This is a genomic window from Lentzea sp. JNUCC 0626 (assembly GCF_043632865.1).
Lineage (GTDB): Bacteria > Actinomycetota > Actinomycetes > Mycobacteriales > Pseudonocardiaceae > Lentzea.
In genome coordinates this window covers 5,447,123-5,461,891 of sequence record NZ_CP171635.1, presented here as the reverse complement: position 1 = coordinate 5,461,891, position 14,769 = coordinate 5,447,123, and the positions used below count along the sequence as shown (strand labels likewise).

The window sequence follows — 14,769 nt, the reverse complement described above, 5'->3', positions numbered from 1 at the left end:
GCCCTGTCGGAGAGCGCCGCACGTGCGCGGTTACGCTTGTCGGCACATCCCGTACCTGTTTTGACCTGTTTTGAGGAGTCACACCGTCGTGTCCGAGCGCACCCTGGTTCTCGTTAAGCCCGATGGCGTTGCCCGTGGTCTCGTCGGCGAGGTGATCGCCCGCATCGAGCGCAAGGGCCTCAAGCTCGCTGCGCTCGAGCTGCGCACCGCCGACCGCGCCACCGCCGAGCAGCACTACGCGGAGCACGACGGCAAGTCGTTCTACGGCGACCTGGTCGACTTCATCACCGGTGGGCCGTTGGTCGCGATCGTTGTCGAGGGTGTTCGGGCGATTCCGGCGTTCCGTCAGCTCGCTGGTGGGACCGACCCCGTGGAGAAGGCCACGCCTGGGACGATTCGGGGCGACTTCGGCACTGAGGTTCAGTACAACCTGGTGCACGGGTCGGACTCGGCCGAGTCGGCTGAGCGTGAGATCAAGATCTGGTTCCCGAACCTCTGATTCGGGTTTTGCGGCGGCCTCGACCGAGTTTTCGGTTGGGGCCGTTTGCTGTTTGTGGGCTGACGCGTCTGGTCCGTAAGTGGTTGGGTTGCGTTGGCGGGTTTCTGTTGCGTGCTTTCCCTGGGGGCTCTGCCCCCAGACCCCCGGCAATCTGATCAGGGGGCCAGCGCTGTGAGCGGGTTGATGGCACGCCTGTTGCTTGGAGCGGCTGCCGGTTGCTTGGTTTGGTTGCGTTGGCGGAGCCGCTTGGCTAAAGACAAAAGCAAAAGCCAAGAGCACCTCGGCTTCGCCGTCGGGTTGGCTCGCCTTCGGCCTCGCGGGTGGTCAGGCTCGCCGTGGGCTGCTGCCCAGGCCGCCTGCCGTCGCGCCGTTGAGTGTCGTGCCCTCCGGGTAGCCGAGCGGCAGGTACATCCACACGTCGTCCCAGCGTTCGGTTCCCACGGCGATCGCGTTCGGCATCCGCCCGCACTCCCGGAACCCGAGCCTTTCGTACAGCTCGATGGCGCCGTGGTTGTTGCCGCGTACCCCAAGCATCAGGATTTCCAGGCCTGCGGAGCGTGCGTTGGCGATCAGGCCCTCCATCACCCGCTTGCCGAGGCCCAGGCCGCGGGCCGACGGGTGCGCCATGATCTGTTGGACCTCGGCGCGGTGCTGGAAGACGGCTGTTGAGCCCCGGCGCCACACGCCCACGGCGCGGACCACGCCGTCCACCTGGACGGCGCAGAAGGCGGCGTCGCCGTCGCGGACCTGTTTGAGGACGCCGTCCAGCCAGGTCGAGATGCGGTCGTAAGAGGGTGGGGAGTGGTAGCCGACGGCTCCGCCTGCGGCCACCACGTCGTGGACCACTGCGTGGATCTCGGTGCGGAGGTGGTCGTCGGCTTCCGAGAGCCAGAGCAGTGTCATGGGGCGATCGTAATTGTGGTGAGAATTGTCGGACCCGTTCGTTAACGTCGGGTGGGTGGAGAACCTCGTTGAGGCCAAGGCCCTGACCAAGCACTTCGGGTCGTTCGAGGCCGTGCGCGGCATCGACGTCGAGGTGCGGCGGGGTGAGGCGTTCGGGTTTCTCGGGCCCAACGGGGCCGGGAAGTCGTCGACCATGCGGATGATCTCGTGCGTGTCCGGGCGGACCGGGGGAGAGCTCAAGGTGCTCGGGATGGATCCCGGGACCGACGGGCCGAAGATCAGAGCGCGGCTGGGGGTGGTGCCGCAGCTCGACAACCTCGACACGGAGTTGACGGTTCGGCAGAACCTGCAGATCTACGGGCGGTACTTCGGGATGTCCCGGCAGAAGTGCCGGGAAAAAGCGGTGGAGTTGCTCGAGTTCGCGCAGTTGGCGGATCGGGCGGACCACGAGGTGGAGCCGCTGAGCGGCGGGATGAAGCGTCGGCTCACGATTGCTCGGTCGTTGGTGAACGATCCGGAGCTGTTGCTGTTGGACGAACCCACCACCGGGTTGGACCCGCAGGCTCGGCATCTGTTGTGGGACAGGCTGTTCCGGTTGAAGCAAGAGGGCGTCACGCTCATCATCACCACGCATTACATGGACGAGGCCGAGCAGTTGTGCGACCGGCTCGTGGTGATGGACGGCGGGCGGATCGCGGCCGAGGGGTCACCCAAGGAACTGATCACCAGGTACTCCACCAAAGAGGTGTTGGAACTGCGGTTCCAGCCGGACGAGGAGAAGCCCGACCTCACGAGGTATGCCGATCGGGTCGAGGTGTTGCCGGACCGGCTGTTGTTGTACACGTCGGACGGTGAGGCGGCGTTGCAGAGAGTGCACGACCAAGGGGTGACGCCTGTGCAGAGTTTGGTGCGCAGGAGTTCGCTGGAGGACGTGTTCCTGAGGCTCACCGGCCGGACGTTGGTGGACTGATGGAGACGCTCAAAGCGAGTTGGTTCGGGTTCGAGAAGACCTGGACCTGGTACCGGCGCAACTGGCGGGCCACGGCGGTGTCGGGCTTTCTCACGCCGGTGTTGTTCCTGCTGGCGCTGGGGGTCGGGTTCGGGTCGCAGGTGCAGTCGACGGCGTTGATCGGCGGCGTGCCGTACCTGCAGTACCTCGCGCCCGCGTTGGTGGTGGTCACGGCGGTGCAGGGGGCGACGTTCGAGTCGACGTTCCCCGTCATGTCGCAGTTCATGTGGCAGAAGTCGTTCGTCGCGATGGTGGCCACGCCGATCACACCGGCGCAGGTGCTCTACTCGCAGGTGATGTGGATCGGCTCGCAGCTGTTGTTGCGGGCGGTGGTGTTCGTGGGGATCGCGGCTGTTCTCGGTGCGGCGGCCGGGCCCGGGATTCTGTTCGCGATCCTGGCCGGGACGTTGGCGGGGCTCGCGTTCAGCACGCCGTTGGTGGCCTACAGCGCGACGTTGGAGAAGCCCGAGGCCTTCAACAACATCTTCCGGTTCGTGCTCATGCCGATGACGTTGTTCACCGGCGCGTTCTTCCCGGTCAGCCAGCTGCCTGACTGGTTGGTGCCGGTGGTGTGGTTGACGCCTGCGTGGCACGGCATCGAGCTCGCGCGCGGCGCGACGTTCGGCACGTTGGGGCTCTTGCCCGCGTTGGGGCACATCGCGTACCTCGGGGCGTTGGTCACCGTCGGGATCGTGCTCGGCGTGAAGTTCTTCCACCGGAGGCTGGCGGTATGACGCAGACCCTCGACCGCGCCGATCAGGCTCAGCCCGCGAGCGTGGGGCTGTTGTGGCGGGTGATTCCGCCGGGGTTGTACGGCGGCAAGGCGAGCAAGCTCGTCGAACGGTCCGCGATGGTGAACCGGCGCGCGTGGTTCGTGCTGGTCGGCGGGGCGTTCGAGCCGATGCTGTTCCTCTGGTCGCTCGGGCTCGGGTTCGGGCAGATGGTCAACTCGGTGGCCGGGCCGGACGGGCAGCCGATCAGCTACGCGGCGTTCGTGGCACCGGCGTTGCTGGCGGCCAGCGCGATGAACGGCGCCGTGTACGACGCGACGTTCAACGTGTTCTTCAAGTTCAAGTACGCGAAGCTCTACGACGCGATGCTGACGACCCCGATGGGGCCGATGGACATCGCGATCGGCGAGATCTCGTGGGCGTTGCTGCGCGGCGGGCTGTACTCGGCCGGGTTCATCGCGGTCATGCTCGGGATGGGGCTGGTGTTCTCGCCGTGGGCGTTGCTGGCGTTGCCCGCGGCGCTGCTGGTGGCGTTCGCGTTCGCGGCGGTGGGCATGGCGGCGACGACGTTCATGAGGTCGTGGCAGGACTTCGACCTGGTGCAACTCGCGGTGCTGCCGATGTTCCTGTTCTCGACGACGTTCTACCCGCTCAGCGTCTACCCGGGCTGGTTGCAGGCCGTGGTGTCGTGGACGCCGCTCTACCACGCGGTCGAACTGATGCGCGGCCTCACGCTGGGCGTCGTCGGCTGGGGCATGCTCGGGCACGTCGCGTACTTCGCGGTGTTGTCGGCCGTCGGAACGGTGGTCGCGGCACGCCGTTTGGGCAAGTTGTTGCTGGACTGAGCGCCGATTCGGCGCGGGCAGTGAGGGCCGTTACTCTGGTCGTGTGAGTGTGGAGTCTGTTTTCCCCAGGTTGGAGCCACTGCTGCCGCAGATCTCCAAGCCGGTGCAGTACGTCGGCGGGGAGCTCAACGCGACCGTCAAGGACTGGGACGCGGCGTCCGTGCGCTGGGCTTTGATGTATCCCGACGCGTACGAGGTCGGCCTGCCCAACCAGGGCGTCATGATCCTCTACGAGATCCTCAACGAGCTGCCGGACGTGCTCGCCGAGCGCACCTACGCGGTGTGGCCGGATCTCGAGAAGCTCATGCGCGAGCACGACGTCCCGCAGTTCACGGTCGACGGGCACCGTCCCCTCAAGGCGTTCGACCTGATGGGCATCAGCTTCGCGACGGAGCTGGGCTACACCAACATGCTGACGGCGCTGGACCTCGCCGGCATCCCGCTGCACGCCGAGAACCGCACCGAGGACGACCCCATCGTGGTCGCCGGTGGGCACGCGGCGTTCAACCCCGAACCGATCGCCCGGTTCGTGGACGCGGCGGTGCTCGGCGACGGTGAAGAGGCCGTCCTCGAGATCACCGAGATCGTCAAGAACTGGAAGGCCGAGGGCTGCCCCGGCGGCCGCGACGAGGTGCTGACCAGGCTCGCCGAGACCGGTGGCGTGTACATCCCGCGCTTCTACGACGTGGAGTACCTGCCGGACGGCCGCATCCAGCGCGTCGTGCCGAACCGCGACCGGGTCCCGTACCGCGTCTTCAAGCGCACCACGATGGACCTCGACGCGTGGCCGTACCCGAAGCAGCCGCTGGTGCCGCTCGCCGAGAGCGTCCACGAGCGGATGAGCGTCGAGATCTTCCGCGGCTGCACGCGCGGCTGCCGCTTCTGCCAGGCGGGCATGATCACCCGCCCGGTGCGCGAGCGGTCCATCGAGGGCATCGGCGCCATGGTCCAGAAGGGCCTGGCGGCCACCGGCTTCGAAGAGGTCGGCCTGCTGTCGCTGAGCAGCGCGGACCACAGCGAGATCGCCGAGATCACCAAGGGCCTCGCGGACCGCTACGAGGGCACCAACACGGGCCTGAGCCTGCCGAGCACGCGCGTCGACGCGTTCAACATCGACCTCGCGAACGAGCTGTCCCGCAACGGAAGGCGCTCGGGTCTCACCTTCGCGCCCGAGGGCGGCAGCGAGCGCATGCGGCGCGTCATCAACAAGATGGTGTCCGAAGAGGACCTCATCCGGACGGTGTCGGCGGCGTTCTCCAACGGCTGGCGGCAGGTGAAGCTCTACTTCATGTGCGGCCTCCCGACCGAGGAGGACGAGGACGTCCTGCAGATCGCGGAGATGGCGAAGAACGTCATCCGCGCGGGTCGGCAGGCGAGCGGCCGCAACGACGTCCGCTGTACCATCTCGATCGGCGGGTTCGTACCCAAGCCGCACACGCCGTTCCAGTGGGCCGCGCAGTGCGACCCGGACGTGGTCGACGACCGCCTCAAGAAGCTCCGCGAGGCCGTCAACGCCGACCGCAGCCTCGGCCGCAACATCGGCATGCGCTACCACGACGGCAAGCCGAGCCTCATCGAAGGCCTGCTCAGCCGGGGCGACCGCCGCATCGGCCACGTCATCGAGGCCGTGTGGCGCGACGGTGGCCGGTTCGACGGCTGGAGCGAGCACTTCTCCTACGACCGCTGGACCGCGAAGGCGGCCGAGCAGCTGGAGCAGTTCGGCGTCGACCTCGCCTGGTTCACCACCCGCGAGCGCGAGGAGCTGGAGGTCCTGCCCTGGGACCACCTCGACTCGGGCCTCGACAAGGAATGGCTCTGGGCCGACTGGCAGGACGCGCTCGACGAGCGCGAGCAGGACGACTGCCGCTGGACCCCGTGCTTCGACTGCGGTGTCTGCCCCGCGATGGGCACCGACATCGAGGTCGGGCCGACCGGGCGCAAGCTGCTGCCGATCTCCCCGGTCGGTGTCGGCTCGCCGGTGAAGAACCCCGCGCTCACGCCGTGACGGCGAGCCCGCCCACCATCACGCCCGCCGCGGTTGCGGTGGCCGTGATGGTGGCGGGCCGGCCGAGCGAGTCACCCATGTCGACGGTGACGTCCGCGGCCAGGTGAGCCGCGAGGCAGGCCGTGCTGTTGGCGTTCGCGATGTCCTCCGGCACACCGATGGACGGCGCGAACATCCTTGCCGCGTACCGGTTTCCGGCTGAGTAGGCGTAGCAGCCGAGCAGTCCGAACTCGTCGGTCGCCGCCTTCAGCAGGTCCAGGTCCGGGGTCAACGCGGCCACGTCCGGCACCTCGATGAGCATCCGCGGCCTGCCGAGCGTGGCGATCACGCACGAGCCGTCGGTGCCCAACGCGTGCACGACCGCGTCACGTTCCGCAGAGCTTGCCGAACGGACCTGAATCGGGCCCGGATCGAAGAACGCCTCGACCCCGGCCGGAGTGATCTCGGCGGTGCCCCGGAACGCCCGCGCGCCTGCCCGGAGAGTGAACTCGCGCGTGCCGTCGGCGGCCAGCACCGCCAGTGCCGCAACGGTTCCGTGCCCGCACCCCGGCAGTTCGCCCTCGGACGTGAAGAACCGCACCGCGCCCTCAGGTCCGAGGAAGACGGCGTGCGAGGTGCCGTGCTCGACCGGCAACGCCCGCCGTTCGGCCTCGCTGAACTCGCCGTCGGGCAGCACCAGCGTCGGACTGCCGCCGAGCCCGTCGCGCAGGCAGGCGTTGACGATCACTTCGTGACGGCGGCGAGCGCGTCCACGAGCCCGTGGCCGTAGAACGAGTTGTACTCGGAGTACCCCGTGCAGAACGCGTCCTGCACGCCCGTGCCGTTGAGGTCGTAGTCGTCCGGGCAGGCCAGCGTCTGCGCCTGCGCGTTCAGCATGCGGCCCAGCGACACCGCGTCCGTGTCCGGGTGCGTCGACGCGATCAGTGCCGCCACCCCGGACGCGTGCGGGGCCGCCATCGACGTGCCGCACGAGTAGTCGTAGCCGGACGGCACGGTCGACAGCACGCACCCGTTCGGCGTGCGCGGATCGCCTCCCGGCGCCGTCACGTCGATCGCACCGAGCCCGTAGGAGCTGTACCCGGCCTTCGTCTTGGCCGAGTCGACCGCCGACACGCCCACCACGTTCTTGAGTTGCGCGGGCAGCACCACGCACGTCGAGTCGACCGGCCGCGTCTGCGCCTCGCCGTTCGTCGGCGACACCGAGTCGCGGCCCGGCCGGGACAGGTCGGCGGCGGCGTTCCCGGCGGCGGCGACGGTCAGCACGTTGCGCGAGGTCGCGTAGTCCACGGCCCGGCGCACGGCCTCGTAGACGACGCGCTGACCAGGCTCGCTCTGGCACGTGAACAGGTACGGGTCGATGAAGTAGCTGTTGTTGGTGATGGTCATCTGCTGCGCGGCGGCCCACATGAACCCGCACACCGCGTACTCGGGGTAGATGAACCCGTCGTCGTCGACGACCTTCACGGACGCGATGCGCACGCCAGGCGCGACGCCGGTGGTGCCGCGACCGTCGTCAGCGGCGGCGATGGTGCCCGCGACGTGCGTGCCGTGCGGCGACGTCGTCGGGATCCACGCGGACGGCGTGGGGTCGGGCTTGCCGGTGAGGCAGCCCGCGGAGAGTTCGGGGGCCAGCGCGTCCACCAGGTCGGGGTGGCGGGCGTCGACGCCGGAGTCCAGCACGCCCACGACGACGGACTTGGAGCCCGTGGTGATCTCGTGCGCCTCCGGGGCCCGGATGAGATCCATGTCCCATTGTTCGGCCGAGCGCCCACCGGACGGCCGGAAGAGCTCCGTGTCGTCCTTCTTCCGCTTCACCGACCGCTTGGCGACGCTCTCGGCCTGCGCGCTGTAGGCGCGTTCCGGGCCGATCCGCCGCAGGAATCCGGGGTCCGGCGAGGTGGCCACCGCGACCGCGATCTGGGGGTAGTAGACGGTGGTCAGACCACACGCCCCCGCGACCTCCGCGTTGGCCTGCTCAGCGGGTGTGGCCTGCGGAAACACCACCAGGTACCGCAGCAGCGGACCCGGCTGGATGCAGGCGGGGGCCTCGGGCGTCGACTCCGGCTCGGCGCCGGCGGGCAGGGACGCCGCCAATACCCCGGCCACGAGCAGTGCGGTCATCGCCGCCGCTCGGGCGCGGTGGAGCAGAGGCACCAGGGACCTCCAGTCAGGCAGGGCGTCCAGTCAGCCGGACCGTAGCCACGCGCAACGATCTAGACAAGCTGAACGTTCTGAATCGGGTTCACGGTACCGTCCTCATGGACGAACAGCCTGCGCCGATGGGACCGCTCACCCGTCGGAACACCACTCGGGAGCACCACTGAGCCGCAACCTGCCCAACAACCCGTCAGCCGCCGCCGTGCAGAAGCTGCGCCTCCGCTACACCAAGCGGGGGAGGCTGCGATTCACTTCGCACCGCGACATCGCTCGCACGTTCGAACGTGCGCTGCGCAGGGCAGGCGTACCCATGGCGTACTCGCAGGGCTTCAGCCCTCACCCGAAGGTGTCGTGGGTGGGGGCCGCGCCGACCGGCGTGGCGAGCGAGGCCGAGTACGTCGAGGTGTCCGTGGTCGAGAAGGTCGACCCGGTGGCTCTCAAGATCGCGCTCGACGAGGCGTTGCCACCCGGCATCGACGTCGTCGACATCGTCCAGGCGCTCGGGGGCAACCTCACCGAGCGCATCGACGCGAGCGAGTGGCGGATCGAGCTCGACGGGGTCACGCCCGACGAGCTGGCCAAGGCCGTGGAGGTGTTCCTCTCGGCGGAGTCCGTCGAGGTCGAACGGCTCACCAAGAGCGGCACGAAGATGCTCGACGTGCGGCCCGCGGTCGTGTCGGCGCTGGTCGAACCCCGTTCGAGCGACGCGGGACACGATGACACCGCTTTGTCACAACCGTGTGGGATACTCATGACGGTCGTACGGCAGGTAACGCCTACCGTCCGACCCGACGACGTGCTGAATGCGCTTCGCGTCGTGGCCGATCTCGTGCCGCCGGTACCTGCGAAAGCAACCCGGATGGCGCAGGGACGCCTCGATGACGACGGCAGGCTGGTGGACCCGCTCCAACAGGACAGAGAGTCCTGACGAGAGCGCAGGTCGCGTCAGCTGCGACGCGCAAACAGGAGGAGCGGCGCTGACAGCGGCGTCGTCGTGGGACCTGCGCAAGCGTGCGCCCGGTGAGGCGCCACGCCACTGCGCGCGAGGCAAGGATTCCCGCCGCGAGCAGCGGTGGAGAGAGACAAGAGAGGCCCCTGCGCGGCCGCGTCCTCACGGGACGCGCCCGGGGGTGGAGGAGCTGCATGTCGAACAAGGAACAGCCTGCCGGTGGCACCGGCGGGCAGGGTGTGGTTGCCGCACGCCCTGAACTGGCGGACCTGCCGGACAAGTTGCGGGTCCACGCGCTGGCGAAGCTGCTGGAGGTCAGCAGCAAGGACGTGATGACGGCGCTGGCCGACCTCGGTGAGGTCGCCCGCAGCGCGCAGTCGAGCGTGAGCCGCGACGTGGCCCTGAAGGTCGCCGAGACGCTCATCGACTGGGACGACGTCGTCACGGGCGAGGTCACCGAGGACTACGAGGCCCCCGCGGTCCCGGCGTTCGAGGCACCCGCGCTCGCACCGATCTTCGCCGCGCCGAGCGCCGTCTTCCTGCCCCCGACGCCGGTCGAGCGCCCGAAGGCGCCCGTCTCGCCGTTCGTGGTCGAGGAGACGCCGGTCGTCGAGGAGAAGTCGGTCGGCGAGATCGCCGCGGACGAGCTCGACGCCGCCGAGGCAGCCGCGGAAGCGGACGCCGACGCGGACGTGGACGGCGACGACGAGGCCGACGGCCGCCGTCGCCGCCGCCGGGGCCGTCGTGGCCGCGGCCGGGGCAAGGGCACCGACGCCGAGACCGGCGAGGAGACCGACGAGGCCGCCGCGGAGGACGCGGGCGAGACCTCCGAGGACACCGAGGCGTCCGACGAGACCGACGACGAGGGCGACGAGAGCTCGACCCGCCGTCGCCGCCGTCGCCGTCGCCGCAAGACCGGCGCGGACGACGAGGTCACGTCCGAGGACGACCCGCCGAACACCGTCGTGCACGTGCGTGAGGTGCGGGACGCGCGGGACGACAAGGCCGACTCCGAGGCCGCGCAGAGCGAGGTCCGCAGCATCCGCGGTTCCACGCGCCTGGAGGCCAAGCGCCAGCGCCGCCGCGACGGTCGCGAGGCCGGCCGCCGCCGTGCCCCGGTGCTGACCGAGGCCGAGTTCCTGGCCCGCCGCGAGGCCGTGGCCCGCACGATGGTCGTCCGCGAGCGCGGCGACCGCACCCAGATCGGCGTCCTCGAGGACGGCGTGCTGGTCGAGCACTTCGTCACGTCGTCGGGCAGCGGCTCGATCGTGGGCAACGTCTACCTCGGCCGCGTGCAGAACGTGCTGCCGAGCATGGAAGCCGCGTTCATCGACATCGGCCGCGGCCGCAACGCCGTGCTCTACGCCGGTGAGGTCGACTGGGACGCCGCCGGTCTCGAGGGCAAGTCCCGCAAGATCGAGCAGGCGCTCTCCAGCGGCGACTCGGTGCTCGTCCAGGTCACCAAGGACCCGGTCGGCCACAAGGGCGCCCGCCTCACCACCCAGATCAGCCTGCCGGGCCGCTTCCTCGTCTACGTGCCGGGCGGCGGTGCCACGGGCATCAGCCGCAAGCTGCCGGACAACGAGCGCAAGCGCCTCAAGGACATCCTCAAGCGCGTCGTCCCCGAGGACGCCGGCGTGATCATCCGCACCGCCTCGGAGGGCATCTCCGAGGAGGAGCTGGGTCGCGACGTCACGCGCCTGCAGGCCCAGTGGAAGGTCATCAAGGAGAAGTCCGAGAGCACCTCCACCAAGGCCCCGACCCTGCTCTACGAAGAGCCGGACCTGCTCGTGAAGGTCGTCCGCGACCTGTTCACCGAGGACTTCGCGCAGCTCGTCGTGCAGGGCGAGGAGGCGTGGGAGGTCATCGACTCCTACGTCCGCCACGTGGCGCCGGACCTGCAGGACCGCCTCAAGAAGCACGTCGGCAACAGCGACTCGTTCGTCGAGTACCGCATCGACGAGCAGCTGCTGAAGGCCCTGGACCGCAAGGTCTGGCTGCCGTCGGGCGGTTACCTGATCATCGACCGCACCGAGGCGATGACGGTCATCGACGTCAACACCGGCAAGTTCACCGGGTCGGGCGGCAACCTCGAAGAGACCGTCACGCGCAACAACCTGGAGTCGGCGGAGGAGATCGTCCGCCAGCTCCGGCTGCGCGACATCGGCGGCATCATCGTCATCGACTTCATCGACATGGTCCTGGAGTCGAACCGCGACCTGGTCCTGCGCCGCCTCACCGAGTGCCTCGGCCGCGACCGCACGCGTCACCAGGTCGCCGAGGTCACCTCGCTGGGTCTCGTGCAGATGACCCGCAAGCGGGTCGGCACCGGCCTGCTCGAGGCGTTCAGCCAGACGTGCGAGCACTGCCGCGGCCGTGGCGTCGTCGTGTCCACCGAGCCCGTGCACTCGCACGGTGGCGGCGGTGGCAACGGCGGTGGCCAGCAGCAGCAGGCGCAGGGCGGTGGCCGCAAGTCGCGCCGCAACAAGGGCGGGTCCGAGCACGCCGCGGAGACCACCGAGGTCGTCGAGGCGTCCGTCGAGGCGCCCGAGGCCCCGGTCGTGCCCGAGGTGATCGAGCCGGGCGAGCCCGAGGACACGTCCGAGGACGCGGTCGCGGCCGACCAGGAGCACGAGGGCCACGGCCGTCGTCGCCGCCGTCGTCGTGGCCGGGACAAGGAGCCGCAGGCCGTCGTCGACGCCGTCGTGGTCGAGGAGCAGGCGCTCAACGGTCACGTGGCGCACGAGGACCCGGCGCCCGTCGAGCTCGAGCCCGAGGTGATCGAGGAGACCACCGAGGAACTCGTCGAGCCGGTCGCCGAGCCCGAGCTGCCCAAGCCGTTGCTGACGGGCCGGATCGGCTCCCAGCAGCCCGCGGTCACCGGCCGCATCGGCGCGCAGCAGCCCGCCGTGACCGGGCGCATCGGCTCCCAGCTCCCGGAACCCGCTGAGATCGAGCAGGAGCCCGTCGCGGCCCCTGAGCCGGTCGCGGCGCCGGAGCCCGTCGTCGAGGCCCCAGCGGCCGTCGTGGAGGCCCCCGCGGCCCGTCCGCGGCGCCGTGCGGCCAAGCGTGCCGCCGGTGCGCCCGCCGCGACCGAGGCGCCGCCCGCGCCGGTCGTCGTCGAGGTGCCCAAGCAGCCCGAGGTCCAGATGCCCGCACCGGTGGTCACCACCACCACGCGCCGTCGTCGCGCCGTGTCGCGACCGGCGGGGCCGCCGGTTCAGGAGGACTGACGCGAATGAACGAGACCGGGGTCGCCTTTCTGGCGGCCCCGGTTTTGTTCGTCCGGAAGGGTTGTGAGGGACCGCACAGCCTGCGGAAACGTGATCGGGGCACCCCAGTTTGCTCCCGGCGTACCCACTCCCGTAACCTTGACGACGGCCCGCCATCCGACGGGTCCTGTCGTGTGCCTCCTCTGGTGCCTGTGGTGGAAACACCGTTCCCAGATTGGTTGGCGCATGGCCCGTCACCATCGAGTAGCAGGAGACTTCCGTCCTGATGTACGCGATCGTCAAGACCGGCGGCAAGCAGTACAAGGTCGCTGTCGGCGACATCGTCGAGGTCGAGAAGCTCGAGGGCGAGCCGGGCACCGAAATCTCCCTCCAGGCGCTGCTCGTGGTCGACGGCACTGACGTCACCGCTGACGCGGCCGCCCTGGCGAAGTTCTCGGTTACCGGCAAGCTGGTCGAGCACACCAAGGGCCCGAAGATTCGCATCCACAAGTTCAAGAACAAGACCGGCTACCACAAGCGACAGGGTCACCGTCAGAAGTTGACCCGCGTCGAGGTCACCGGCATCACCGGTAAGTGAGGACCTGACTTCTCATGGCACACAAAAAGGGTGCATCCAGTTCCCGCAACGGCCGTGACTCCAACGCTCAGTACCTGGGCGTGAAGCGGTACGGCGGTCAGGTCGTCAAGGCCGGCGAGATCCTGATCCGTCAGCGCGGCACCAAGTTCCACCCCGGCGTCGGCGTCGGCATCGGCAAGGACGACACGCTGTTCGCCCTGCTGCCGGGTGCGGTGGAGTTCGGTACGAAGCGCGGTCGCAAGACCGTCAACATCGTCCCGGTCGCGGTCTGAGGACCGTCTCCGCGACGTAGTTAGAACCTCTGCGAGGGGCGGAACCGGTCACCCGGCTCCGCCCCTCGTTGTTTGTCCAGAAAGTTGGTTGCCCGCGACCAACGTTGGTAGTTCGCTTGAAGGGAAGTAGTTCCGTGGCCCGCTTCGTAGACCGGGTGGTGATCCACGCTGCCGCCGGCAACGGGGGCAACGGGTGTGCTTCAGTGCACCGCGAGAAGTTCAAGCCGCTCGGCGGCCCGGACGGCGGCAACGGGGGCAGTGGCGGCAACGTCATCCTCGTCGTCGACTCGCAGGTGCACACCCTGCTGGACTTCCACTTCCGCCCGCACGCCTCCGCCACCAGCGGCAAGTCCGGCGCCGGTGCGAACCGCGACGGCGCGAACGGCGAGGACCTGGTCCTGCGCGTGCCGGACGGCACCGTGGTGATGACCGAGGCCGGCGAGGTCGTCGCGGACCTGGTCGGCGAGGGCACCCAGCTCATCGCGGCGGCCGGTGGCCGTGGCGGTCTGGGCAACGCCTCGCTGGCGTCCAAGGCCCGCAAGGCGCCCGGTTTCGCGTTGCTCGGTGAGCCGGGCGAGACGCGCGACCTGGTGCTGGAGCTCAAGTCCGTCGCGGACGTCGGCCTGCTGGGCTTCCCGTCGGCGGGCAAGTCGTCGCTGATCTCCGTGCTGTCCGCCGCGAAGCCGAAGATCGCCGACTACCCGTTCACGACGCTGGTCCCGAACCTCGGTGTGATCACCGCGGGCGAGACCATCTTCACGATGGCGGACGTCCCCGGCCTGATCCCCGGCGCGTCGCAGGGCAAGGGCCTCGGCCTCGACTTCCTGCGCCACATCGAGCGCACCGCCGTGCTCGCGCACGTCGTCGACTGCGCCACGTACGAGCCGGGCCGCGACCCGATCGCCGACATCGACGCGCTGGAGAAGGAACTCTCCGAGTACACCCCGGCGCTCGGCGGCAACTTCGAGGACCGGCCCCGCGTCGTGATCCTCAACAAGGTCGACATCCCCGACGCCCAGGACCTCGCCGACATCGTCCGCCCGGAGATCGAGGCCCGCGGCCTGCCGGTCTTCGAGGTGTCGACGGTGTCCCGCCAGGGCCTGCGGGAGCTGTCGTTCAAGCTGGCCGAGGTCGTCCGCGAGTACCGCGAGGCCCAGCCGAAGAAGGAATCGACCCGAATCGTGCTGCGGCCGACCGCCGTGGACGACCAGGGCTTCACCGTGACCGAGGACCCCTCGGTCGAGGGTGGCTTCATCGTGAAGGGCGAACGCCCCGAGCGCTGGATCCGCCAGACCGACTTCTCCAACGACGAAGCCGTCGGTTACCTCGCGGACCGCCTCAACAGGCTGGGCGTCGAGGACAAGCTCGTGAAGATGGGCGCCGTCCCCGGTTGTCAGGTCACCATCGGTGAGCTGATCTTCGACTGGGAGCCGACCACGCCGGCGGGCATCGCGATGACGATGACCGGCCGTGGCACGGACGTCCGCCTCGAGCGCAACGACCGCATCGGCGCCCACGAGCGCAAGGCCCTGAAGAAGGCCCGCCGCGCGCCCGGTGACTACGGCGACGACTTCGACGAGGAGTAAATC

13 protein-coding genes are annotated in these 14,769 nt (G+C 69.3%); 10 read left to right on the top strand and 3 right to left on the bottom strand.

Annotated elements, in window-relative coordinates; genetic code table 11:
• Positions 1 to 88: 88 nt before the first annotated feature.
• Positions 89 to 499, top strand: coding sequence for a nucleoside-diphosphate kinase (gene ndk, locus JNUCC0626_RS24510; RefSeq protein WP_330270318.1), 411 nt, complete (start codon positions 89 to 91; stop codon positions 497 to 499).
• Between the two features lie 324 nt (positions 500 to 823).
• Here the strand turns inward: ndk and JNUCC0626_RS24505 are convergent, their stop codons facing one another.
• A complete protein-coding gene (locus tag JNUCC0626_RS24505; RefSeq protein WP_394613108.1) occupies positions 824 to 1,402 on the bottom strand; it encodes a GNAT family N-acetyltransferase in 579 nt (192 codons plus the stop codon).
• A 55-nt stretch (positions 1,403 to 1,457) separates the two neighbouring features.
• On the opposite strand from JNUCC0626_RS24505, the gene JNUCC0626_RS24500 reads away from it, so the two are divergent.
• The 4 genes from JNUCC0626_RS24500 to JNUCC0626_RS24485 are packed head-to-tail and all read left to right on the top strand — an operon-like array spanning position 1,458 to position 5,992.
• Positions 1,458 to 2,372, top strand: a complete 915-nt coding sequence (locus JNUCC0626_RS24500; RefSeq protein WP_394613107.1) for an ABC transporter ATP-binding protein — start codon at positions 1,458 to 1,460, stop codon at positions 2,370 to 2,372.
• On the top strand, positions 2,372 to 3,145 hold the full coding sequence (locus JNUCC0626_RS24495) for an ABC transporter permease (protein WP_394613106.1): 774 nt from the start codon (positions 2,372 to 2,374) through the stop codon (positions 3,143 to 3,145). Before JNUCC0626_RS24500 ends, JNUCC0626_RS24495 begins: the two co-directional genes overlap by 1 nt.
• Positions 3,142 to 3,987, top strand: a complete 846-nt coding sequence (locus JNUCC0626_RS24490) for an ABC transporter permease (RefSeq protein WP_394613105.1) — start codon at positions 3,142 to 3,144, stop codon at positions 3,985 to 3,987. Before JNUCC0626_RS24495 ends, JNUCC0626_RS24490 begins: the two co-directional genes overlap by 4 nt.
• Positions 3,988 to 4,030: 43 nt before the next feature.
• A complete protein-coding gene (locus JNUCC0626_RS24485; protein WP_394613104.1) occupies positions 4,031 to 5,992 on the top strand; it encodes a TIGR03960 family B12-binding radical SAM protein in 1,962 nt (653 codons plus the stop codon).
• Here the strand turns inward: JNUCC0626_RS24485 and JNUCC0626_RS24480 are convergent.
• Together JNUCC0626_RS24480 and JNUCC0626_RS24475 are read right to left on the bottom strand one after the other, a co-directional pair.
• A complete protein-coding gene (locus JNUCC0626_RS24480) occupies positions 5,982 to 6,719 on the bottom strand; it encodes a PhzF family phenazine biosynthesis protein (RefSeq protein ID WP_394613103.1) in 738 nt (245 codons plus the stop codon). The two genes, JNUCC0626_RS24485 and JNUCC0626_RS24480, sit on opposite strands and share 11 nt — an antisense overlap.
• Positions 6,716 to 8,146, bottom strand: coding sequence for a S8 family peptidase (locus JNUCC0626_RS24475; RefSeq protein ID WP_394613102.1), 1,431 nt, complete (start codon positions 8,144 to 8,146; stop codon positions 6,716 to 6,718). Before JNUCC0626_RS24475 ends, JNUCC0626_RS24480 begins: the two co-directional genes overlap by 4 nt.
• Before the next feature lie 205 nt (positions 8,147 to 8,351).
• Here JNUCC0626_RS24475 and JNUCC0626_RS24470 point away from each other — a divergent pair, with 205 nt between their 5' ends.
• From JNUCC0626_RS24470 to obgE, 5 genes are all read left to right on the top strand, one after another.
• Positions 8,352 to 9,077: a TIGR03936 family radical SAM-associated protein gene (locus tag JNUCC0626_RS24470; RefSeq protein ID WP_394613101.1), complete on the top strand. Its 726-nt coding sequence runs from the start codon at positions 8,352 to 8,354 to the stop codon at positions 9,075 to 9,077.
• A 215-nt stretch (positions 9,078 to 9,292) separates the two neighbouring features.
• On the top strand, positions 9,293 to 12,331 hold the full coding sequence (locus tag JNUCC0626_RS24465; protein ID WP_394613100.1) for a translation initiation factor IF-2 N-terminal domain-containing protein: 3,039 nt from the start codon (positions 9,293 to 9,295) through the stop codon (positions 12,329 to 12,331).
• 265 nt (positions 12,332 to 12,596) lie between these two features.
• A complete protein-coding gene (gene rplU / locus JNUCC0626_RS24460) occupies positions 12,597 to 12,908 on the top strand; it encodes a 50S ribosomal protein L21 (protein WP_030479431.1) in 312 nt (103 codons plus the stop codon).
• 14 nt (positions 12,909 to 12,922) lie between these two features.
• Positions 12,923 to 13,180 (top strand): 50S ribosomal protein L27, encoded by a 258-nt coding sequence (rpmA, locus tag JNUCC0626_RS24455; RefSeq protein WP_330855589.1) that lies wholly within the window; start codon positions 12,923 to 12,925, stop codon positions 13,178 to 13,180.
• A 134-nt stretch (positions 13,181 to 13,314) separates the two neighbouring features.
• Entirely contained in the window at positions 13,315 to 14,766 is a 1,452-nt protein-coding gene (obgE, locus tag JNUCC0626_RS24450; protein ID WP_394613099.1) for a GTPase ObgE, read from the top strand.
• Positions 14,767 to 14,769 lie beyond the last annotated feature (3 nt).